This is a genomic window from Sphingomonas sp. 22R3R2A-7 (assembly GCF_036856055.1).
Classification (GTDB): Bacteria; Pseudomonadota; Alphaproteobacteria; order Sphingomonadales; family Sphingomonadaceae; genus Sphingomonas.
The window spans coordinates 2,327,706-2,350,359 of sequence record NZ_JASPFR010000001.1 but is presented as its reverse complement, the minus strand read 5'-3'; the positions used below and the strand labels follow the sequence as shown (position 1 = coordinate 2,350,359).

General features: G+C 68.4%; 16 protein-coding genes, 1 tRNA gene and 3 pseudogenes. 9 read left to right on the top strand and 11 right to left on the bottom strand.

Annotation, left to right across the window (positions count from 1 at the left end; all coding sequences use genetic code 11):
* Positions 1–153: 153 nt before the first annotated feature.
* Entirely contained in the window at positions 154–1,368 is a 1,215-nt protein-coding gene (locus QP165_RS11160) for a UbiH/UbiF/VisC/COQ6 family ubiquinone biosynthesis hydroxylase (RefSeq protein WP_333995739.1), read from the top strand.
* Here the strand turns inward: QP165_RS11160 and QP165_RS11155 are convergent.
* The 7 genes from QP165_RS11155 to QP165_RS11125 all read right to left on the bottom strand — a co-directional run bounded on the left by QP165_RS11155 (position 1,350) and on the right by QP165_RS11125 (position 9,460).
* Positions 1,350–1,979: a DUF2238 domain-containing protein gene (locus QP165_RS11155; protein WP_333995738.1), complete on the bottom strand. Its 630-nt coding sequence runs from the start codon at positions 1,977–1,979 to the stop codon at positions 1,350–1,352. The two genes, QP165_RS11160 and QP165_RS11155, sit on opposite strands and share 19 nt — an antisense overlap.
* Positions 1,979–2,167: a Trm112 family protein gene (locus QP165_RS11150; protein WP_333995736.1), complete on the bottom strand. Its 189-nt coding sequence runs from the start codon at positions 2,165–2,167 to the stop codon at positions 1,979–1,981. The genes QP165_RS11155 and QP165_RS11150 overlap by 1 nt, the downstream gene beginning before the upstream one ends.
* A complete protein-coding gene (locus QP165_RS11145; RefSeq protein WP_333995734.1) occupies positions 2,164–2,766 on the bottom strand; it encodes an LON peptidase substrate-binding domain-containing protein in 603 nt (200 codons plus the stop codon). The genes QP165_RS11150 and QP165_RS11145 overlap by 4 nt, the downstream gene beginning before the upstream one ends.
* Positions 2,763–3,659, bottom strand: a complete 897-nt coding sequence (locus QP165_RS11140) for a tetratricopeptide repeat protein (RefSeq protein WP_333997007.1) — start codon at positions 3,657–3,659, stop codon at positions 2,763–2,765. Before QP165_RS11140 ends, QP165_RS11145 begins: the two co-directional genes overlap by 4 nt.
* A gap of 200 nt (positions 3,660–3,859) precedes the next feature.
* Positions 3,860–7,201 (bottom strand): error-prone DNA polymerase, encoded by a 3,342-nt coding sequence (locus QP165_RS11135; RefSeq protein ID WP_333995732.1) that lies wholly within the window; start codon positions 7,199–7,201, stop codon positions 3,860–3,862.
* Positions 7,198–8,688 (bottom strand): Y-family DNA polymerase, encoded by a 1,491-nt coding sequence (locus QP165_RS11130; RefSeq protein ID WP_333997006.1) that lies wholly within the window; start codon positions 8,686–8,688, stop codon positions 7,198–7,200. The genes QP165_RS11135 and QP165_RS11130 overlap by 4 nt, the downstream gene beginning before the upstream one ends.
* Positions 8,657–9,460, bottom strand: a complete 804-nt coding sequence (locus QP165_RS11125; RefSeq protein WP_333995730.1) for an ImuA family protein — start codon at positions 9,458–9,460, stop codon at positions 8,657–8,659. The genes QP165_RS11130 and QP165_RS11125 overlap by 32 nt, the downstream gene beginning before the upstream one ends.
* Positions 9,461–9,623: 163 nt before the next feature.
* Between QP165_RS11125 and QP165_RS11120 the strand changes: the two genes are divergently transcribed.
* From QP165_RS11120 to QP165_RS11115, 3 genes and pseudogenes are all read left to right on the top strand, one after another.
* Positions 9,624–9,698: transfer RNA gene (locus QP165_RS11120), tRNA-Gly, on the top strand.
* 172 nt (positions 9,699–9,870) lie between these two features.
* Positions 9,871–10,083: pseudogene (locus QP165_RS20035) on the top strand (DUF72 domain-containing protein); the annotation flags it as partial.
* 168 nt (positions 10,084–10,251) lie between these two features.
* A pseudogene (locus QP165_RS11115) lies at positions 10,252–11,780 on the top strand (protoglobin domain-containing protein).
* 16 nt (positions 11,781–11,796) lie between these two features.
* Here QP165_RS11115 and QP165_RS11110 read toward each other — a convergent pair.
* Together QP165_RS11110 and hemC are read right to left on the bottom strand one after the other, a co-directional pair.
* A complete protein-coding gene (locus tag QP165_RS11110; RefSeq protein ID WP_333995728.1) occupies positions 11,797–13,455 on the bottom strand; it encodes a uroporphyrinogen-III synthase in 1,659 nt (552 codons plus the stop codon).
* Positions 13,452–14,360 carry a hydroxymethylbilane synthase gene (hemC, locus tag QP165_RS11105; RefSeq protein ID WP_333995727.1) on the bottom strand — a complete coding sequence of 303 codons (909 nt, stop codon included), beginning with the start codon at positions 14,358–14,360 and terminating at the stop codon, positions 13,452–13,454. The genes QP165_RS11110 and hemC overlap by 4 nt, the downstream gene beginning before the upstream one ends.
* A 74-nt stretch (positions 14,361–14,434) precedes the next feature.
* On the opposite strand from hemC, the gene tsaD reads away from it, so the two are divergent.
* Both tsaD and QP165_RS11095 read left to right on the top strand, forming a co-directional pair.
* Positions 14,435–15,460 (top strand): tRNA (adenosine(37)-N6)-threonylcarbamoyltransferase complex transferase subunit TsaD, encoded by a 1,026-nt coding sequence (gene tsaD, locus QP165_RS11100; RefSeq protein ID WP_333995725.1) that lies wholly within the window; start codon positions 14,435–14,437, stop codon positions 15,458–15,460.
* 11 nt (positions 15,461–15,471) lie between these two features.
* Positions 15,472–16,449 (top strand): NAD(P)H-dependent glycerol-3-phosphate dehydrogenase, encoded by a 978-nt coding sequence (locus tag QP165_RS11095; RefSeq protein WP_333995723.1) that lies wholly within the window; start codon positions 15,472–15,474, stop codon positions 16,447–16,449.
* Between the two features lie 48 nt (positions 16,450–16,497).
* Here QP165_RS11095 and QP165_RS11090 read toward each other — a convergent pair whose 3' ends face one another.
* Together QP165_RS11090 and QP165_RS11085 are read right to left on the bottom strand one after the other, a co-directional pair.
* Complete coding sequence (locus QP165_RS11090; protein ID WP_333995721.1) at positions 16,498–18,354, bottom strand: AsmA family protein; 1,857 nt, start codon at positions 18,352–18,354, stop codon at positions 16,498–16,500.
* 276 nt (positions 18,355–18,630) lie between these two features.
* A complete protein-coding gene (locus QP165_RS11085) occupies positions 18,631–18,789 on the bottom strand; it encodes a DUF1674 domain-containing protein (RefSeq protein WP_082445075.1) in 159 nt (52 codons plus the stop codon).
* A 105-nt stretch (positions 18,790–18,894) separates the two neighbouring features.
* Here QP165_RS11085 and QP165_RS11080 point away from each other — a divergent pair, with 105 nt between their 5' ends.
* The 3 genes and pseudogenes from QP165_RS11080 (at position 18,895) to QP165_RS11070 (ending at position 22,654) form a co-directional block, all read left to right on the top strand.
* Positions 18,895–20,196, top strand: coding sequence for an RsmB/NOP family class I SAM-dependent RNA methyltransferase (locus QP165_RS11080; RefSeq protein WP_333995720.1), 1,302 nt, complete (start codon positions 18,895–18,897; stop codon positions 20,194–20,196).
* Between the two features lie 70 nt (positions 20,197–20,266).
* A complete protein-coding gene (gene rpe, locus QP165_RS11075) occupies positions 20,267–20,926 on the top strand; it encodes a ribulose-phosphate 3-epimerase (protein ID WP_333995719.1) in 660 nt (219 codons plus the stop codon).
* Positions 20,923–22,654 (top strand): annotated as a pseudogene (locus tag QP165_RS11070) (heparinase II/III family protein). Before rpe ends, QP165_RS11070 begins: the two are co-directional and overlap by 4 nt.

Genomic DNA, 22,654 nt, shown 5'->3' with positions numbered 1-22,654 from the left:
TCATCGCGCCGCCCGGGTCCGACGTCAAGGCGAGCGCGACGGACCGCCGGTTTCGTCCATCGGTACGGCATGGCGCACTGACGAAGACAATCGGGGTTATCGCCCCACCCGATCGGCGTTGGCAGCGACCGGCTGGCGGGATAGAGCGGCGTCATGGACACAGATGTACTCATTCTCGGTGGCGGGCTGGTCGGCGCGGCGCTCGCGGTGGCGCTCGACGTGCACGGGGTGTCGTCGATCGTGATCGACCCGGCCGACCCGGCGGTCACGCTGGCGCCCGGTTTCGACGGTCGCGCCTCCGCGGTCGCGAGCGCGAGCCACCGGATGCTCGATGCGATCGGCGTCGGCGCGACGCTGGCGGGACGCGGTTGTGCGATTCGCCAGATCCGCGTGAGCGACGGGCTCGAACCCGGCAAGCTCGACTTCATCCCCGACGCGAGCGACGGGGCGCTCGGCACGATGTACGAGAACAAGCTGATCCGCCGCACGCTGTTCGACGCGGCGACCGCTGCCGAGCATGTCGACCTGCGGATGCAGACGCGGGCGGTCTCGGTCGATCGCGGCGCGGCGGGGGTCACGATGACGCTCGATTCGGGCGACGTGATCCGCGCACCGCTGCTGGTCGCGGCGGAAGGGCGCAAGTCGCCGACACGCGAGGCCGCGGGGATCACGATGGCGCACTGGTCCTATGACCACACCGCGATCATCGCCGCCTTCCATCACGAGCGTTCGCACGAGAACATCGCCTACGAGATCTTCTATGCCAGCGGCCCGTTCGCGCTCCTCCCGCTGCCGGACGACGATGCGGGTCATCGGTCCGCGATCGTGTGGACGGTCGAGAGCAAGAACGCCGCGGGGATGCTGAAGTTCGGCGAGCGTGCGTTCCTGGCGGAGGCGACCAAGCGGATGGGCGGGTTCCTTGGCGAACTGTCCAACCTGACGCCGCGATCATCCTATCCGCTGGGGTTCCAGCATGCGGCGCGGATCACCGACACGCGGCTCGCGCTGGTCGGCGATGCCGCGCACGGCATCCACCCGATCGCGGGGCAGGGGCTCAACCTCGGCTTCCGCGACGTCGCGACGCTGGCCGAGGTGCTGGTCGAGGGCAAGCGGCTCGGGCTCGACCTCGGCGATGCGGCGTTGCTCGCCCGCTATCAGCGCTGGCGCGGGCTCGACACGTTCATGACCGCGGCGGCGACCGATACGCTGACCCGGCTGTTCGGCATTCCCGGCAAGACGGCGAGTGCGGTGCGGCGGTTCGGGATCAGCGCGGTCGACGCGATCGCGCCGCTAAAGGATCGCTTCATGGCGGAGGCGCGCGGCGAGAGCGGCGACCTGCCCAAGCTGCTTCAGGGCCTGCCGATCTGATCCTCTTCCGCCCGCGCGATCTGCCGGTCGTGCGGGCGGGACAGCGTTAACAGCGCGAGCGCCGCGCCGGTCAGGCACATCAGCATGTCCCACTGCGTATCCCACGGATCGCCCTGCGTCCCGAGAAACGCGTCTGCCCCCTGGCCGAGCGCCATCGCGGCGCCAAATTCGAGCAGTTCATAGAGCGCGCTGATCGCCAGGCAGAAGCCGAGCACCGCGGGGGCGAGCAGCCGGTGCGCGATGCCGCCGCCGCGGATCAGCAGTTCACGCAACACGATCGCGGGGACGAACCCCTGCATCAGATGCCCGAACCGGTCATAGGGATTGCGCGCGAGGTGCAGCCAGTCCTGGACCGCAAAGCCGATCGGCACGCGCGCATAGGTGTAGGCGCCGCCCAGCATCAGGACGAGGCCGTGCAGCCCGATCAGCACGAGCGCGAGATCGGTGAACGCAAGCCGCCGTCGTGTGGTAACGAGCAGCGGGAACGCGATCAGCACCGGCGCCACCTCCATCCACCACGTCGCCCGGTCGAAGGGCGACCAGCCCGACGCCAGCAGCCCGATCGCCCACACCAGGCCGAGCAGGACCAGACGACGGTCGGCACGTGGCATCAGCCGGCGACGGGGCCTTCGATTCGCCGCGCCTCTTCGATCAGCATGACGGGGATGCCGTCGCGGATCGGATAGGCGAGGCCCGCCGCGTCGGAGATCAGCTCCTGCGCGGGCTCGTCATAGCGCAGCGGCGTGCGGGTCGCCGGGCAGATGAGACGCTCGAGCAGCCAGGGATCGAGCGCGCTCACTGCAGAGTCACCGATTCGTCGCCGTCATGCCGCCCGAAGAACTGCATCAGCTGGATGATCAGTTCGGCACGCGTCTCGATATCGGGTGCCTCGAGCAGCGCCTGTTTCGCCGCGGAATCGAACGGTGCGATCTGGGCGATGCCGTTGACCAGGCTCTCATCGTCGAGCCGTGCGACCGCGTCCCAGTCGACCGCATAGCCCTGCACATCGGCAAAGCGGCGCGATTCGAGCTCGAGCGACGAGCGTCGGCCGAGCGACAAGGCGTCGTCCTCGATGATCGGCAACAGCTCCGCCTCGACCTGGCGGAAGGCAGTGCTGACGTCGAGCTCGCGGACGATGCGGAACAGCGCCACGCCCTCGAGGATGACGTTGTACCGGCCATCCTCGAGCGCCTCGACCTCGGCGATCTTGCCGACACAGCCGATCGCGTAAAGCTCTCCATCGTCGCCGCGCGGCTGGATCATGCCGATCCGGCGGTCGCGCGCCATCGCATCGCTGATCATCGCCCGGTAGCGCGGCTCGAACAGGTGCAGCGGGAGCTGCATCCCGGGAAACAGCAATGCGCCGGGCAGCGGGAAGATGGAGAGCCGGGTTGTCATCCGAACAGGATCGCAGACAGGCGGCGCCGCTGTCCAGAGACCCAGGGGTCTTCGAGACCGACCACTTCGAACAGCTTGAGCAGCTGCGCGCGCGCCGCGCCCTCGTTCCAGTCGCGTTCGGCGGCGATGATGCCGAGGAAGGTGTCCGCCGCGGCATCGCGGTCGTTCGCCGCCATCTGGCCGTTGGCGAGCGCGAACCGCGCGGCCAGATCGTCCGGATTGGCCTGAACCGCGGCGATCAGCGGCGACAGGTCGTCGACCGCAGGCGCCGATTGCGCGAGTGCGAGGGCGGCCTGTGCGCGGTGGATCGCGGGATCCTTCGCGATTGCCGGATCGAGGTTCGCAAGCCAGTCGGCCGCCTCGTCGAGCTGCCCCGTCGCGACCAGCGCGCGGACGAAGCCGGCATGGACCTGCGGATGATCGGGCGCCATCTCGGCGATCTGGCGGAAGATGCTGATCGCACGTTCGCCATCGCCGTCCGCCAGCGCCTCTTCACCCATCGCGATCAGCGGCTCGATCTCGGCGACGGCCTCGTTGGCCTCGGATTCGATCGGCAATTGCTTGAGCAACTGGTCGAGGATGACGCGGAGCTGCGAATCGGTGCGCGCGCTGGTCATGTCCGCGACCAGCTGGCCCTGGAACATCGCGTAGACGGTCGGGATCGACTTGATCTGGAATTGCGCGGCGATGAACTGGTTCTTGTCGGTATCGACCTTCGCCAGCACGACGCCCTTGTCGGCATAATCCGCCGCGACCTTTTCGAGCGTCGGGCCGAGCGCCTTGCAGGGCCCGCACCATTCGGCCCAGAAATCGATGATCACGAGCTTCGTCATCGACGGTTCGACGACGTCGCGACGGAACGACTCGACGGCGTCCTTCTCGGCGGGTGACATTCCAAGCGTGGCCAAGTTCAACTCCCGTGTGGTTCTGCCCGCTATTTGGGGGCGCTCGCGATGAATGCCACCTCTAGGATGGATCGGTAAGTACGACAAACCGCGCCTACTACCCGTCATCCTGGGCTCGACCCAGGATCCAGAGCCATAGAACCCGCCGCGCTTGGCTCTGGATCCCAGCCTGCGCTGGGATGACGGCTTCAATGAAAGTCGCGAGACTTGGGCAGGATACGGACGTCGCGAGGGTGTGTCGCGCGCGGGTGGTGCGCGCGCGCGTCCGGACTCCGCGTCGCGACCGGGCGGATCACCTCGTCGACACGGGCGAGCGGCGGCTCCACCGCATGATCCTCGGACAACAACCGCAGCATGTCGCTGCGATCCTGCACGCGCGCGGTCATCAGATGCGTGACGCCTTCCTCGCTGCGCTGGATCACGCCTTCGAGCACCATCAGCCGCGACGCCATCACCGCGCGTCGGTTCGCCTCGAAATCGCGCGCCCACATCAGGCCGTTGGTGACCCCGGTCTCGTCCTCGATCGTGACGAAGATCGCATTGCCCTTGCCCGGACGCTGGCGGACGAGGACGATGCCGGCAACCTTTGCGCGGCGGCCGTCCTTCGTGGCGTTGGCCTGTGCGCTCGACAAGATGCCCTCGGCGGCGAAGCGGTCGCGCAGGAACGCCATCGGGTGCGCCTTCAGCGACAGCCGAGTCGTCTGGTAATCCGCCGCGACCTGTTCGGACAACGGCATCGCCGGAAGATGCGCGTCGGGCTCCACGCCGAGTTCGGGCGCATCGGCGGCAGCGAACAGCGCGAGCTGTTTCGGCGGCGTACGGCGCACGTCCCACAAGGCCTCGCGCCGGTCCTTGGCGAGCGAGCGGAACGCATCGGCATCCGCGAGCAGGTTCATCGCGCGCTGCGGCAGGCTGGCACGCCGGGCGAGATCCTCGATCCCGACGAACGGCGTGGTCCGGACCCGCGCGATCTCGGCCGCCCATTCGGCGCGGAACCCGTCGACCTGCCGAAAGCCGAGCCGCATCACCATCGCCGATTCGAGGCTGTTGTCCCACCCGCTTGCGTTCACGTCGACGGGCAGCACGCGCACGCCGTGCTCGACCGCATCGCGGACCAGCTGCGCGGGGGCATAGAATCCCATCGGCTGCGCATTCAGCAGCGCGCAGGTGAACACCGCGGGGTGGAAGCACTTGATCCACGACGAGACATAGACCAGCCGCGCGAACGACAGCGCATGGCTTTCGGGAAAGCCGTAGGATCCGAACCCCTCGATCTGCTTGAAACAGCGTTCGGCGAACTCCGCCTGATAGCCGCGGCGGACCATCCCGCCGATCAGCTTGGCGTGGAAATTGTCCATGCCGCCGACCTTGCGGAACGTCGCCATCGACTTGCGCAACTGGTTCGCCTCGTTCGGCGTGAACCCCGCCGCGACGATCGCGAGCTTCATCGCCTGTTCCTGGAACAGCGGCACGCCGTAGGTGAAGCGCAGCAGCTGTTGCAGCTCGTCGGGAGGGCCGAATCGTGGATCGGGCGCGGGAAACTCGACCTTCTCCTTGCCGCTGCGCCGGCGGAGATAGGGGTGGACCATGTCGCCCTCGATCGGCCCGGGCCGGACGATCGCGACCTGCACGACCAGGTCGTAGAGCTGGCGCGGGCGCAACCGCGGCAGCATGTTGATCTGCGCGCGGCTCTCGACCTGGAACACGCCGATGCTGTCGCCCTTGCATAGCATGTCATAGACGCGGTCGTCCTCCGCCACCGCGATCGTGTCGAGCAGATGGTCGCCGAGCCCGTGCTCGCGCATCAGGTCGAAGCTCTTGCGGATACACGTCAGCATGCCGAGCGCGAGGATGTCGACCTTCATCAGGCCGAGCGCGTCGATATCGTCCTTGTCCCATTCGATGAAGGTACGGTCCGCCATCGCGCCATTGTGGATCGGCACCATCTCGTCGAGCCGCCCCTGCGTCAGCACGAACCCGCCGACATGCTGCGACAGATGCCGCGGGAATTCGAGCAGCCGGTCGACCATCATGCGCAGCCGCGCGATCTCGGGATTGTCGGGATCGAAGCCGGTCTCGGTAAAGCGACGTTCGTCGAACCGGCTCGAAAAACTACCCCAGACCGTGCTCGTCAGCCGCTGCGTCACGTCCTCGGTCAGGCCGAGCGCCTTGCCGACCTCGCGTACCGTGCTCTTGGGGCGATAATGGATAACGGTCGCGGCGATCGCGGCGCGGTCGCGGCCATAGCGGCGATAGATATACTGCATCACCTCTTCGCGCCGCTCATGCTCGAAATCGACGTCGATATCGGGGGGCTCGTCGCGTTCGCTCGAGATGAAGCGCGAGAACAGCAGGTCGTATTTCATCGGATCGACCGAGGTGACGCCGAGCAGATAGCACACCACCGAATTGGCCGCCGAGCCGCGCCCCTGGCAGAGAATCGGCGGATCCTGCGCGCGCGCGAACCGGACGATGTCGGACACGGTGAGGAAGTAATAGGCATAGTTGCGCTGGCGGATCAGCGTGAACTCCTCGTGGAGCAGCGCGAGCATCTTTTCGGGGACGCGGTAGTCGTAGCGTTCCAGCGCGATCTGCCAGACCAGATGTTCGAGCCAGTCATGCGCGTCCCACCCGGCCGGAATCGGCTCGTGCGGATATTCGTATTTGAGGTCGTCGAGCGTGAAGGCGATCCGTGACAGCAGCCGTGCGCTCTCGGCGACCGCGTCGGGGCGATCGCGGAACAGCCGGGCGATCTCGCTCTCGGGCTTCAGATGGCGTTCGCCATTGGCGGCGAGCAGCCGCCCGGCCTTGTGGATGCTCGTCCCCTCGCGGATGCAGGTGACGATGTCGTGCAGGTCGCGATCATCGGGATAGGCATAGAGCGCGTCGGTCGTCGCGAGAATCGGCACCCCCGCCGCATCGGCGATCCCGGCCAGCCGCGCCAGCCGCCGCCGGTCGCGGCCACCGCGCGGCATAGTGACCCCGAGCCAGACGCAGTCCGCGCCGAGCCGCTTCACCGCGCGCAGGACGCTCGGCAGGTCGCGCTCGCGGCGTTCGGGCAGCGCGTCGCCCTCGGGCAGCGGCGACACGGGCGTCGCACCGCGCGCGCTGCTCTCGGGCATCACCACCAGCATCATCTCGGCATGATGCGCGATCAGGTCGCCGAGCCCGAGGATACAGCCGCCCTTTTCCGCGCGCCGGTTGCCGACCGTCAGCAGTCGCGTCAGCCGTCCCCAGCCGCGCCGCGTCGCGGGATAGGCGATAATGTCGGGCGTGCCGTCCTCGAACACCAGCCGCGCCCCGACCAGCAGCCGGAAATCGACCGGCGGCAGCGTCATGCCGAGCAGCGCAGCCTCCGCCTTCTTCAGCGCCTGATGCGCGCGGACCACGCCCGCGACGGTGTTGCGGTCGGCGATGCCGATCCCGCCGAGCCCCAGCTCTACCGCGCGACCGACCATCGTCCCCGCGTCGCTTGCCCCGTCGAGGAACGAGAAATTGGTCGCCGCGACGAGCTCGGCGAAACCGGTCACGCGAACACGCCGTGGAGATACCAGCGCGGCGTCTCCACCTCGGAATACAGGCCGTGGCGGAAGATCCAGAAGCGCCGGCCGCGGCGATCCTCGATCCGGTAATAATCGCGTGTCGGGATATCCTCGCGCCGCCACCATTCGCCCGCGATCCGCTCCGGCCCCTCGCTATGCGCGACGTCGTGCACGGTGCGGCGCCAGCGAAAGCGGTGCGGCGGGCCGTCCGGGACCTCGGCCATCATCGATTCGATCGGCTGGGGCGGGTCGAACAGATAGATCGGGCGCAGCGGCGGCTCACCCGATTCGGGTGTGGTCCAGACCGCGGGGCGTGCGCTGACCGCGGCGGTCTCGGCGGCGGGCAGCATCAGCTCGGCCTGTTCGGGGATATGGCTGTCGCGCGCTGCGAACCGGCGCACCTTCGCGCGGCCAAGCCGCGTGCCGAGCTGATCGACGAGCGCGGCGACGCCATCGTCCTGCGCGGCGCCCTTCTGTCCGCCCTCCAGCTTCAGCTGCGACGCATCGAGCCGCTCGGCAAGCGCGACGTCGAGCCGGATCAGGTCATAGCCGAACCCCGGATCGAGCGGGTCGGCGAGGCTGTCGATCCGTTCGCGGAACAGCCGCATCAACAGCGCGACGTCGCGCGTCGGCTGACCGGTCTCGACCCGCAACCGCTGGACGAGCCCGTCGGCGCGAAACAGCCGTGCCTCCCAGCGCCGGCCGCCTTCGTGGCGCTCGGTCAGCTGCACCGCGGCTTCGCCGGCCAGTTCGGCCAGCACCTCCAGGGCATAGTCGGTGCGTGCGATCGGCTCGGCGAAACGCCGCTCCGTGCCAATCGCGGGGACCGTCCGGCGCGGAACGATCGGCCCCTTCACGCTGCCGTCGAGACGGCGGATCATCATGACCGCCGCCTCGCCGAACCGCGCGGCGATTACACCTAGCGGGCGCGCCATGACATCGCCGACGGTCTTCAATCCCGCGCGCGACAAGGCGGCCGTCGCATCCTCGTCGAGACCGAGTGCTGCGACCGGCAGGCGTTTGACCGCGCGCCGCTCATCGGGGGCGGGCGCACCGGCATAACGGGCGAGCGCGCGCGCCGTATCGGGCGTATCGCCGAACGCATGGCGCACCAGCAGCCCGCGGCGCGCCAGCCGGTCCTCAAGATCGGCGGCAAGCCGGCGCTCGCCCTCGAATTCATGCACGCAGCCGGCGATGTCGAGGATCAGTCCGTCGGGTTCGTCGAGGGCAACCGAGGGCGTGTAACGCTGGCAGCCATCCGCCAGCCGCTCGAGCCATTCGTGATCGGCATGCGGGTCATGATCATAGACCTCGAGTTCGGGGATGCGTGCGCGTGCATCGGCAAGCGCAAGTCCGGGGTGAAGCCCGGCGCGCGCCGCCTCGCGATCGACGCTCTTCAGTCTGACCCCGCCCGCGACCGACTCGACGAACGCAAAGGGTATGTCACCCCGTCCGACGAAGAGGTGAGGGCGCATCGTCCGCAGACGCTCGATCGACAGCCACGGAAATACCAGCGCCAGATACCGGCGGGGAATCGTCGATTTCGGTCCCTGGGCTTTGGCCATCGGCGGCGATCTGGTCGAAGATATAAGCGTCACGGTCCCACTCCACGCGCCAGCGCAGACCGGCCTGGCCTCCGCGTCGGCGCAACAATTCGATATCGAAGGTTGGCCGTCCCGGTGCGTCGGCCTCGAGTGTCCGGGAACGGCACGATGCCACCTGCCACCGCGTGGCGGCGGCGCTCGGCACGGGGGCGGCACCGATCCGCAGGTTCAGGATCGTTACCCCCGACGCCTCGGCGGCGAGCATCAGGCGTCGTGTCGCGGTGAGGTCGATACCCGCCGCACGCCCCCAGGATTCGATCAGCAAGGTACCAAGCCCCTTGCACCGCGCCGCATCCGCCGCCGCGCGCAAGAGGCTTGCCTCGTCATCGACCACCGCGAGCACCAGCGATCCTACGTCGAGCCCCATTTCGTTCAGGCCATTGGCATGAAGACGCCCGCCCTGACGTTCGCTGCCCTCGGTCCGCAGCCACAGGACCGGCGCGGCATGGCCCGCCAGGCTGCTGGCGACGGCAAACCCGGCGGCGCTTGCCGCATCGTCCTGTGTCGCGAAGATCTCGTGGAGCTGGGCGCTTGCCATGCCGTGCCTCAGCCACGCATCGACGGGTCTCGCATCACCCTGCAGCGGCGATCCGGTAGCGGCGATACGCTTGAGATGCGCGATGAGGGCGGGCGAGTCGTTCACAGATGTTCTTGTAATGTTCTATGTGGTCAGACTCCAAGCGGAATCTGAATCGACCGTCTTTGAAATTTTCCGAAGAAGGCGCTTGCCGTACCTGAAAGCCCGGGCTAATAGCGCGCCTCACCCCGCCACCGTGTCGATTTCGACCGGCGGCACAGGCGCCAGAGCGGGCGTAGCTCAGGGGTAGAGCACAACCTTGCCAAGGTTGGGGTCGAGGGTTCGAATCCCTTCGCCCGCTCCAGCCGCCACCCATCAGGGTGGCGGTTTCGATGGATACACCATCGATCCCGCCCGGGATGTCACCACACTCACCATGCCCTACATCATCACGCGGCCTTATCGTGCCACGGACGAAAGATTGGCATGAGCTCGGCCTGTGATCTCAGGCGCAAACATTCAATCCAGAGACATGGCCGCGCACGCGCGACCTCGACCATGCCGAGACGAACGTCACGGGGATCAAAGTCGACGCCACTTTCTATCATGCACAGACGTCAGCTACGCTTGCGACACGCGCCAACCCCGTGCCGGATGGCTTCGCCTTTGCCCTGAAAGCCGGCCGATATGCGACCATCCGCAAGATCGTTGGCGCGGCCCGGGAATCGGTCATGGAGAGCGTTGCTTGAACTGCTGTGATGCCGGGGCAGCGGCCTGACCGGTGCCGAGATTCATCGACGATCATGACCGTCGATCGGGGGCACTCCCTATAATTCACTATCGCAAAACCGTCTTGGGGGCGTGGCGATAAGGAGCAGTCAGTGTCATCGGATCAAGTTTCGTCGCGCCTCACTTTCATGGAGATGGGGCCAAAACAGCAGGCAACAGTGGCGGCGGTCCGGCCGCTCATTCAGAAAATCATCGGCGGCGCACTCGACCGCTTCTACGCACGGGTCCGACAGCAACCCGAAACCGCGCATTTCTTCCGTGATACCGCGCATATGGACGCGGCCAAGTCGGCGCAGGCGTCGCACTGGCTCAATATCGCGAGCGGCCGGTTCGACGAGAAATTCTACGGCAGCGTGCGGCGCATCGGCTCGGTGCATGCGCGCATCGGGCTCGAACCGCGCTGGTATGTCGGTGCCTATGCGGTCGTTCTCGAAGTCCTTCTCGAGGGTATCGGCAAGGAGTACAGCCCTTGGCGCCGCCTGATGCGCGGGTTTCGTGGACCAAGCGCGACCGATGCGACCGTCGCGATCGTCAAGGCTGCGCTGCTCGACATGGAATTGTCGCTGTCGGTGTATTTCGAAGAGGCACAGGTCGAACGCAACGCCGCGATCACCGCGACGGGCAGCGCGCTCAACGCGCTTGCCGCAGGCGATCTGACGAACACGCTGAACGGTCTGCCCGAAAGCTTCGCACCGCTCGAAGTCAGCTATAACGACGCCCTCAACCAGCTGCGGGACCTGATCGGTGCGGTGTCGCAGAGCACGACGACGATCCGCACCGGATCGCACGAGATCGCACAGGCGTCGGAGGATCTCGCGCGTCGTACCGAAAGCAATGCGGCCTCGCTCGAGGAGACGGCGGCGTCGGTGACGCAGATGGATGGCCGGTTGCGCGCGTCTGCCAGTGCGGCGAGCAGGACGGTCGAACGTGCGGACCAGGCGATCACCACCGTGGGCGGCGGTCGCACCGTGGCAGACGAGGCGGTCCAGGCGATGGGGCGCGTCTCCGAAAGTGCCAAGGGAATCGACAACGTGATCGAGGGGCTCGACAAGATCGCGTTCCAGACGCGCGTGCTGGCGATGAATGCGGCGGTCGAGGCCGGACGCGCAGGCGATGCGGGACGCGGCTTTGCGGTCGTCGCCGATCTGGTGTCCGCATTGGCCATGCGCGCCGAGGAGGAAGCCAAGCGTGCGAGGATCAGTTGACCGTCACGCAGACGGACATCGTGACCGCGGTCGATGCCGTGACCAAGGTCGACGGCGCGCTGGCCGAGATCTTGGGCGATGTGACGCAGGTCCACGAACTTGTCGCGACGATGGCATCGGACAACCAGGCGCAGTCGGAGGCGATCACGCAGATCTCGGCCACGATCGGGACGATGGACCAGTCAACGCAGCAGAATGCGGCAATGGTCGAGGAAACCTCGGCCGCGGCGCGCAGTTTGGCGACCGAGGTCGGGGCGCTCGCCGACCGGGCGAACCGCTTCCAGATCGGGCAGGGGCATCGCAACGGCCACGCCTCGGCTGCACAGCGTTCGAACGAACCGGCCAGGCGCGATTTCGTAACCCCCGAAGCCTATGCCTCGCCCGTCAAGCCGCTGCCGGTCGCGGCGATCTCGTCGATGGTCCGCCGCGACGACGACTGGAACTCGTTCTGACGGCGACGTCGGCGGTTCAGGGTGTCGCCGTCAACGGCGCGGGTTGATCCTCGACCTGCTCCGTGGTCGGCGGCACGATCGGTGTCGTGACGATGATCGGGCTGGGCTGGGGTTGCCCGGCCTGACCCATGAGCGCGGTATTCTCCAGGATGTCGAGCGCCTGGCGCGCGATGATGTAGCGTCGTGCGGCCGCCATCCAGTTACCCGCCTGGCCGGCACCTGGCAGGCGTGCGACCTCGGCACGGGCGGCCTCGACCTGACCCGCTTCGAGCAGCCTGCGTGCGCGTGCCAGTCGGTCGGCGGGCATCGGCGAGGCCATGCTCTCCTCGCGCAGCACAATAAGATTGTTGAATTCACGCCGGACCGTCTTGAGCCAGCCACCCTCGGCGACGCCGTTGGTGCTGGTGATGTCGGGCGCGATGGTGTCGAGACCCTGGCGAAGATCCTCGATCGTCACCGGCTGGTGGGCCGCCTGGATCACCGCCGCCGTGGCGCGGGGCTGCGCCTTGCCGAAGCGCAGCCGAAGCTGCTCCTCGATATAGCCCAGTCCGACACCGCGATCGATCGCCCGACGCGCGGCAAACGCGACCATCAGCCCCTCGGCACGCGTCGCCTGCGCCGCTGCCGAATTCGCATCCGCCGACACGGCGGCGGTACGCGTTTCGAGCACGCTGAGCTGGCCCGCCAGCGTGGCTTCGCGCGTCGCGAGCACCGCGGTATCGATCACCGCCGGCGCCGATGTCTCGCCATTGGCGTTGAGCGGCTGCGCGGGTGTGTAATCGGCATTGCCGGTCGTCGCAGCGGACGATTTCACACCGGTTCCGGTCAGCGCGGCGGTTTGCGCGCCGAGCCAGGGGACGGTCTTGAAGGCATAGCCCATCGCGACCAGGCCGGCGATAAACGCCAGTCCGATCAACGCGATTATTACACCCAGGCGTGGGCCGCGTGCCCTGGAACGGTCGATCGGCACTTGGTCGCTCATGACGCGCTTATCCCCGCGACGCGCGCCAGGGTCAATCGCGCGGTTTGCGGCAATCGCAACGAGCGCGTCGTCGGTCGGCTGGTCAGCGACGATAACCTCGCGCCAGCCACCGCCTGCGGCCTTTCCGGCGGCGGCACTGATGACGATGAGCGCGATCGTCGCGCGATCGACCCCTGCGCCGTCGACCCGTTCGGCAAAGGCGCGCGCCGCGCGTGCGGAATGGATCAGGACATGCTGCGCCCCGGTCGCGCGAATGTCCGCGTCATCGACGCGGACGGGATCGCTCGAATAGACGGTGATGGCCTCGACGTTCCCTGCGGTCGGCGCCCGCTCGCGCCCTGCAAGGTGAAGCAGCCGGGCAAGATTTTTCGTACGGGCCTGATCGACCGCCGACCGCGCATCGCCGGTCCCGGTGATCGCGACATCGAAACCCGCCGAGCGCGCAGCGGCCGCCGTCGCATCGCCGACGGCAACGACGGGGAGCCTCTTCAGCGCATCGGGCAGCGCGCCGTGACGCACCGCGTTCGCGCTGGTCAGCAGCACCGCGTCGAACCGCGCCAAGTCGGGCAGCGTCCACGCCACCGGCACCACCGCGAACAGCGGCAGGGCAAGCGCCTCGAGCCCCTGGTCGCGCAGCCTTGCACACGTAGCGGCATTGCCGGGTTCGGGTCGCAGGACCACGAACCGGGTCATGCCGCGAACAGGAGCCTGACGCTGGCGGGCGCGCGGGTCAGCAGGTCGAGCGCGAGCGCCGTTCCCAGATCTTCGTCGATCCCGCCCTCGATCGATCCCGTCACGTCGCAGCGTCCGTCCTCGGCGATCAATTCCGCGCGCAGCGTCAACGTCTCGCCCGCCAGCGATGCGAGCGCTGCGACGGGCGAATGACAGTCCGCACCCAGTCGCGCGAGCAACGCCCGCTCGGTGAGCACGCACAGGCTGGTCTCCGCATGATCGATCGCCGCAACGATCGCGCCCGCCGCGCCCTCGCCAAGCACCTCGATACCGACGGCGCCCTGCGCGAGGGCGGGCAGCATCACGTCGGTCGGGATCGCATGGCCGCAATCATGCTGGCCGAGACGATCGAGTCCGGCTGCGGCAAGCAGGGTCGCGTCCATCTCGCCGCTCGCCACCCGACCGCGCCGCGTGTCGACATTGCCACGGATGAGGACGATTTCGAGGTCCGGGCGCAACCGCAGCATCTGCGCGCGTCGTCGTGGCGAGCTGGTCCCGACCACCGCATTCTGACGCAGGTCGGCGATGCTTTCCGCGCCGATCAACCGGTCGCGCACGTCGGCGCGCGGCAGCATCGCCGCGATCCGGATCGTTTCGGGCCGGATCGTTTCGACGTCCTTCATCGAATGCACGGCGCAATCGATCTCGCCGTCGTGGAGCGCGCGGTCGAGTTCCTTGGTCCACAACGCCTTGCCGCCAATCTCCGCCAGCGCGCGATCCTGGACGCGGTCACCGGTGGTGCGGATCACGACCGTCTCGACGGCGTCCGCTGACCAGCCATGCGCCAGGCACAACGCGTCGCGCACCATCGCTGCCTGGGTGAGGGCGAGGGGCGAACCGCGCGTACCGAGCCGAAAACGAGTCATGGTCGTGCCATGCAGAATGGTGACGCATTCGACAAGCGCGGGACAAGCTTCGTGCGGCGCGATAGAGACAGGCGATGATCATTCTCGGTATCGAATCCTCCTGCGACGAAACCGCCGCCGCGCTCGTCACCGGCGATCGGCAGGTCCTCGCGCACCGGCTGCTCGGGCAGGAGGCCGCGCATGCGCCGTTCGGCGGCGTCGTTCCCGAAATCGCAGCGCGCGCGCATGTCGAGGCGCTCGAGCCGCTGATCGTCGCGGCGCTGGCCGATGCGAAGCTGACGCTGGCGGATGTCGACGCGGTTGCCGCAACCGCGGGTCCCGGGCTGATCGGCGGCGTCATGGTCGGGCTGGTGACGGGCAAGGCGCTCGCGCATGCCGCGGGCAAGCCGCTGATCGCGGTCAACCATCTGGAGGGGCATGCGCTGTCGCCGCGGCTGTCCGATCCGGATCTCGAATTTCCCTATCTGTTGCTGCTGGTGTCGGGTGGGCATTGCCAGCTGCTGCTGGTCGAGGGGGTCGGCGCGTATCGCCGGCTGGCGACGACGATCGACGATGCGGCGGGCGAGGCGTTCGACAAGACCGCCAAGCTCCTTGGCCTCGGCTTTCCCGGTGGCCCGGCGGTCGAGCGCGCCGCCGCGCTGGGTGATGCAAAGGCGGTGCCCCTGCCGCGCCCTCTCAAAGGTTCGGCCGAACCGCATTTCTCGTTTGCCGGACTGAAGAGCGCGGTCGCGCGCGTCGTCGGGCAATATCCGCCGGAAGATATCGCCGCGTCGTTCCAGGCGGCCGTGGTCGATTGCCTGATCGACCGCACCACCAGGGCGCTCCGGACCTCCTATGGCGCGACCGCGCTCGTCGTGGCTGGCGGGGTCGCCGCCAACACGGCGGTGCGCGGCGCGTTGCAGCGTCTCGCCACCGACAACGGGCTGCGCTTCGTCGCGCCGCCGCTGTGGCTGTGCACGGACAATGCCGCGATGATCGGCTGGGCGGGTGCGGAGCGGTTCGCCGCCGGGTTGACCGACCCGCTCGACGTCGCCGCACGTCCGCGCTGGCCGCTCGATCCGACCGCCGAGGCGGTGCGCGGGGCAGGGGTGAAGGCATGAGGGCGCATGACATGAGGATCGGCGTCATCGGCGGCGGTGCCTGGGGTACCGCGCTGGCGCAGGTCGCGGCGCATGACGGCCGCGACGTCGTCCTGTGGGCGCGCGAGGCGGCGGTCGTCGACTCGATCAACGCGACGCGGGCGAACGCGCTGTTCCTCGCCGGCGTCGCGCTGTCGCCGACGATCCGCGCGACCGGCGATCTCGCTGCGCTGGCGGACATGGACGCGATCCTCGTCGTCGCACCCGCGCAGCATGTCGGCAGCGTGCTCGCCGCCGCGCCGATCGGCCGCATCCCGCTGGTGCTGTGCGCCAAGGGGATCGAGGCGGGCAGCAAGCGGCTCGTCGGCGAGGTGGCGCGCGCGGTGCATCCCGACGCGCCGATCGCGGTGCTGTCGGGGCCGACCTTCGCGCATGAGGTGGCGGCGGGGTTGCCGACCGCGGTGACGCTCGCCTGCGAGGACGAGGAACTTGGCGAGGCGCTCGCAACGCGGCTCGCGGCGCGGCATTTCCGGACCTATGCGTCGACCGACGTCGTCGGCGCGGAGATTGGCGGGGCGGTCAAGAACGTGCTCGCGATCGGCTGCGGCGTGGTCGAGGGCGCCGGGCTCGGCCAGAATGCCCGCGCGGCGCTGATCGCGCGCGGCTTTGCCGAGATGACCCGGTTCGGGCTCGCGCGCGGCGCACGCGTGGAGACTCTTGCCGGGCTGTCGGGACTCGGCGATCTCGTGCTCACCTGCTCGTCGACGAGTTCACGCAACTTCTCGCTGGGTGTCGGTCTGGGGCGGGGCGAGTCCGCCGCAACGCTGCTCGGCGATCGCCGCACGGTCGCGGAGGGCGCGTTCACCGCTCCCGTCCTGCGCGAGGCGGCACGCGATGCGGGGGTCGACATGCCGATCACCGAGGCCGTCTGCCGCCTGCTCGAAGGCGCGCCCGTCACCGACGTGATCGGCGACCTGCTCGCGCGGCCGCTGAAAGGCGAGGCAGGCTGATCAGAGGCGATTGCCTTATCCTCCCCCTGGCGGGGGAGGATCAAAGGGTTAGCGGAGGACTCGCGCGGCGAGACCCGAACAATTCGCATCGCTCGCGGTCGGTCCCTGTTTCCCCGTAATCGCGCGGCCGATCGCCTTGAAGATATTCCCTACCGACTTGACCTCGGGCGGGATCGACACGGTGGGTCGTTCGATCGTCCCCGTCATATAGGCCGATCCCGGCAATCGGAGCAGCGCATGCTGTTTCGGCGTGCCGCTCAGCCGGATGTTCAGCGTCTCCCCCGGGAACACCACGCTACCCGTCCCCCGCAACTGGCTGGCGGTCGTGTCGATGATCATGGGATCGATCCGCCCATGCCCGCGCGTCACGTCGAGCTTGAGCACGACGCAGCGGAGTCCCGCGCGCTCGCCATCCTTCGCCAGAAGCGCGCGTGCCGCATCGAACCCCAAAGCCGCTGCGATCCCCTGCGGCAATTGCCCGTCGCGCGCGACGAACCCGATCGTGCCGTTCGCATTGCCGACCGCCGCGCGGATCGTCGCACCGGGGCCTTTCAACCGCGCGCGTGCACTGACATTGCCGCTGAAATCGCCGCCGCCGCCCGCGAGATCCTGCACGCTGCTGCCGCGCAGCCGCAGGTTGATATCGACCATCGGCACCTTGCGATCGCCGCGCTGGTCGACCGTCAGCTTGCCCTCGACACGGCCATGCGGGAGCCGCGCATCAAGATCGCTGAGCGTCAGCAACTGGTGGTCGATCGCCAGCACGCCCTTGGCGGACAGGATCGGCGACGCCCCCTTGGCGCTCACGATCCGCTTGATCCTGAACGCCATCCGCGCATCGGTGGTGTCGATCTTGCCGATGTCGATCCGCGTGTTCGGCACCAGTCGCGGGCCGATCGCGCGCTCGAGCGCGGCGCCCTTGGCCTTGCCCTCGTCCGATGACAGGTCGCCGAAGTCGAACTGCCGCGACACGATCGCGCCATCGACCTTGCTCCGCCCCGCCTGTTTGTCGACGCTGACATGCCCCGTGAAATCGGACCGCCCGACGACGCCCTTGAGCTGTGTCACCGTCCATTTCGGCTGGTCGTGGCGGACATGCGCGCTGAACGACACCGGCTGCGTCCGGAACAGCCCCGCCTCGATCACCGCGTCGATCAGCTTGAGATCGGCCGCGCGCGCGGTCACGTCGAGGCTCATCGCATCGGTATCGAGCGGGCGGTCCATCCGGCCCTTCGCGGTGATCGAGAGCGCGTCGCCGTCGATCGACGCGGTGAACGGCCAGGGCTTGCCCTGGAACGTCTCGACCGAAGGCCCCGCGACCGCAATCCGCACCGCCGCACCGCGGATCGTGCCGGTGCCGGTCGCGCGGATCCCGTGCACCGGATCGGAGGCGAAGCGCGCGGTCACGAACCGATCCTGCTTGTCATCGCGATACGCGATCACGCTGTCGCTGATCGTCAGCCCGTCGAGATCGGTCGAGCTCCCGCCGCCCTTCGGCTTGCCCGGTCGTTCCCAATTGGTCCGGCCATTCCGGTCGCGGACCAGCACGAGCCGCAGCCCGCGCGCCTTCACATCGCGCGGCCCGAACGCGCCTTTGAGCAGCGCGAGCCCGGAAAACGTCGCCTCGGCCTCGCGCAGCCGTACGAAATCGCCTGTACCGGCCCATGCCGCCTGCGGGATACGCACGTCGGTGATGCGGATCGTCGGGTTGAATCCGAACGTATCGACGCGCTCGATCCCGCCGATCGTCACCGGGCGTCCGAACCGCGCGGTGAGCTGGCGCTGGATCACCCCCTTGAGCGATCCCCAGGGAAACGCCGCCAGCCCGACCAGTCCCAGCACGAGCACGCCCGCGACGACGATGCCGGTGATCTTTACCCAGCGTTTAGCGAAGAAGCCCCTCATCCTACCGCGACGCGCCGCCAGGAGATACGTTCCACCTGCGTCAGGACCGCTGCCGCAGATTTACCCCCGTCGTCCTCACTCTACCCCGCCATCCTCACTCCACCCGTCATCCTCGCCCCACCCGTCATCCTGACGAAAGTCAGGATCCAGAGCCAGCTACGGTATCGTTCGTGATCCTGGATCCTGACTTTCGTCAGGATGACGAACGGGGCATGGGTCGTTCGTCACACTTGATCCTGATCGCGTCAGCATCGCGGATGGGACATCAAACCCGGATCAGAAGTCGATCGCCATGCCCTTGAGTTCCCAGTCGCCATAGCGCGTGGGATCGCGCGGTTCGGGATCCTTGTCGGGCACGATCGGCTCGGGTTTGGGCACCGGCGTGGTCTTCGCCAGATATTCGGGTGGCTTCACATGATCGGGGCGCTGGCCCATCGCGGCTCTCCGGATTTGCGTGTTGGCGTCGTAACCGCCACATGGGCCCTGCCGCGCGACTTTGCCACTGCACCCACGCGGCAAACCGAACGCGAAGGACCTTATATGCCCGACTATACCCACGCCCCCGAGCCGCTCGGCGTCCCCACCCGCCGTGCAGCACTCCGCCTGCTCGATGCCGTGCTCCGCCGCGGCGAGTCGCTCGAATCTGCGCTGCCCGCCGCGACGCGTGCGATCCACGGCCCCGATCGCGGCCTTGCGCATGCGATCGCCGCCGAGACGCTGCGCCGGCTGCCCGATCTCGATGCAATGATCGATTCGGTCACCAAGACCAACCTCCCCGACGATGCGAAGGCGCGGATGGCGCTGCGCATCGCGCTCGTCCAGGTGCTGATCCTCGGCACGCCGTCGCACGCCGCGATCTCGACCGTGCTGCCGCTCGTCGACGGCGGCCCGCGCAAGCTCGTCCACGGCGTGTTCGGCACGCTGTTCCGCGCCAACATGCTGCTCCCCGAAGTGCCGACGCTGCCGGCCCCCGTCGAACTCCGCTGGGAAGCCGCTTGGGGCGAAGAGATGGTCGACGCCGCCGGTCGCGCGATCGCCGCACCGCCGCCGCTCGACCTCACGATCGCCGACCCCGCCGAAACCGAAGGCTGGCGCGAGAAGCTCGGTGGCGAGAGTTTCATGCCCGGCCACCTCCGTCTCGGCGATCACGACTCGGTCCCCGACATGGCCGGGTTTGGCGACGGCGCCTGGTGGGTGCAGGACATCGCCGCCTCGCTCCCCGCGCGCCTGCTGGGGAAGGCGCCGTCAGAGGGTGGGGGCCACGTCCTCGATCTGTGCGCCGCGCCGGGCGGCAAGACGCTGCAGCTCGCCGCGGCGGGCTGGACGGTCACCTCAGTCGACAATTCGCAAAGCCGGATCAAGCGCCTGCGCGAAAACCTCTATCGCACGCATTTGAAGTCGGAGGTCGTCAACGCCGACATCCTCGAATGGGCACCGACCGAGCCCGCCGACGCGATCCTGATCGACGCGCCGTGCAGCGCGACGGGCATTTTTCGCCGCCACCCCGACGTGCTCCACCGCGTCCGCCCCTCGATCATCGCCGAGACCGCTGCGCTCCAGGCACGCATCTTCGCGCGCGCCGCCGACTGGGTGAAGCCCGGCGGCACGCTCGTCTACGCGACCTGTTCGCTCGAGCCGTCGGAGGGCGAGGCGCAACTCGACGCGTTCCTGTCCGCGCGCAGCGACTACACGATCGCGCCGGTCGACCAGGCCGAACTTCCCGCGGGCATCACGCCCACCGAAACCGGCCCCCTAGCTGGTAGCGTCCGCACGCTCCCCGGCATGCTCGCGGATGAAGGCGGCTGCGACGGCTTCTTCATCGCCCGCCTCAAGCGCGCCTGACCAATCCTCCCCCGCAAGGGGGAGGATACAAGCCCTTCGCACCACGTGAATCCCGCGCTAGGACAATCCCATGGAACCCGTCCGTATCGCTCCCTCGATCCTGTCCGCCGACTTCGCCAAACTGGGTGAGGAGGTTCGCGCCATCGACGCGGCCGGTGCCGACTGGATCCATATCGACGTGATGGACGGGCATTTCGTCCCCAACATCTCGTTCGGCCCCGCAGTCATGAAGTCGGTGCGCGGCATGACGACCAAGCCGTTCGACGTTCACCTGATGATTTCTCCCGTCGACGCCTATCTCGACGCGTTCGCGGACGCCGGTGCGGACTGCATCACCGTGCATTACGAGGCGGGCCCGCACATCCACCGCTCGCTCCAGCACATCAAGGGTCTCGGCAAGCGCGCGGGGATCGTGATCTGCCCCGGCACGCCCGCCAAGATGCTCGACTACCTCATGGACATGGTCGACCTCGTGCTGGTGATGAGCGTCAATCCGGGGTTTGGCGGACAGAGCTTCATCCCGAGCCAGCTCAAGAAGATTGCCGCGATCCGCACCATGATCGAAAAGAGCGGCCGTGCGATCGATCTCGAGGTCGATGGCGGCGTCGATGCCGAATGGGCGAAACGCTGTATCGAGGCGGGCGCCGACGCGCTGGTGGCGGGCACCTCGGTCTTCCGCGGCGGGCCAGCGCAGTATGCCGCGAACATTGCGGCATTGAGGGGCGATTGAGCCAGCGCGATCCCGCGACCGACCCCGCGCTCGACGGGATCGATGAAGGCCGCCGCCTGATCCGGCTCGGCGGCGACAAGGGGCTGTCGCTAGCCGATCGGCTGGCCGAGCGCTTCCACCGGCTGACATGGCGGACGCCGCTGCATGCGCTTCGGCTCAAGGGCCGCTACCCGCTCAAGCTCATCGCTGTCCCCGACGATCCGATCCTCGGCGACATCCCGCGCGGGACGATGCTGCTGGAGGGTGTGCTCTCGTTCCGCGGCGAGGCGCGCGATATCGAGACGCTCGACCTCGCCAAGCCGCTGCCCAAGGCCTTTGCCGACTATCTGCACAGTTTCGCGTGGCTGCGCGATCTCTCGACGGTGGCGACGCGGTCGCGCGGCGCACCGATCGCCGAATATCTGATGGGGCTCTGGCTGACCGCCTATGCCGACAAGACCGGGGGCATCGCATGGCGGCCCGACATGTGGGGCCGTCGCATCCTGTTCTGGACCGCGCACGCACCGCTGATCCTGTCCTCGTCCGACCTGATCTATCGCTCGAAAGTGTTGAACGCGCTCGCACGCGGCGCGCTCCACCTCGATCGCACGGCCGACAAGGCGCCGGCGGGCGCCCCCGCATCGCCGCCTGGTGCGGGGTCGTCGCCGCCGGGCTGCTGATCCCCGGCGGCGACCCGCGTCGCGCGTTCGGCGAGGCGGGGCTGCTTCGCGCGCTGGGCACCGGGCTGTTCGACGATGGCGGGTCGGTGTCGCGCAGCCCGTCGATGCTGCTCGACACGATCCAGCTGCTGACGCTGCTCCAGGAAAGCTACGTGGCGCGTGGCCTCGCGCTTCCCGAGACGGTCGGCGTCACGCTCGCGCGGATGGTCGCGGCGTTGCTCGGCGTCGCGCATGCCGATCACGGGTTGTCGAGCTGGCAGGGCGGCGGACCCTCGAGCGAGACGCAGGTCGCCGCCGTGATCGAGGCGAGCGGAGTCCGTACACGGCCGCTCCGCCAGGCGCGCGACTGGGGCTATCAACGGCTCGCGGCGAGCAGCGCGGTGCTGATCGTCGACGCGGCGCCGCCGCCGATCGCGCGCCTCGTCGAAGGGGCTGCGCCTCGACGCTCGCATTCGAGTTCTCGGACGGTCCGTCGCGCATCGTCGTCAATTGCGGCGGCGCGCGGGCCGGCATCGCGCAGCTTCCTACGGCGATGGTCGAGGGGCTGCGCTCGACCGCGGCGCATTCGACGCTGACGATCGCCGACAGCAATTCCACCGCGATCCATGCCGACGGCACGCTCGGCCGCGGTGTCGGCGAAGTCGAATTGAGCCGTCAGGAATCGGAGGCCGCCAGCCGGATCGAGGCGAGCCATGACGGCTATGTCCGCCGATGGGGGTTCCTCCATCGCCGCCAGCTGATGCTGACCGGCGACGGGCGCGAGCTGCGCGGCGAGGATGCGCTTCTGCCGCAGGGGCGCAGGCGGCGTACCGGCCTGTCGCTGTTCGCGATCCGCTTCCATCTCGGCGCGGGGGTGCAGGTGTCGCCGACCGCGGACGGACTGGGCGCGATCCTTCGCCTGCCGGGCGGTGCGCTCTGGCAGTTCCGCTGTCGCGGCGGCGCGCTGGTGGTCGAGGACAGCGTCTGGATCGACGCGGACGGCCGCCCCGTCGCGACGCAGCAGCTGATGATCACGGGCGAAGCCGCAGCCGGTGGCGCGAGCGTGAGCTGGGCGCTGAAAAAGGCCTGA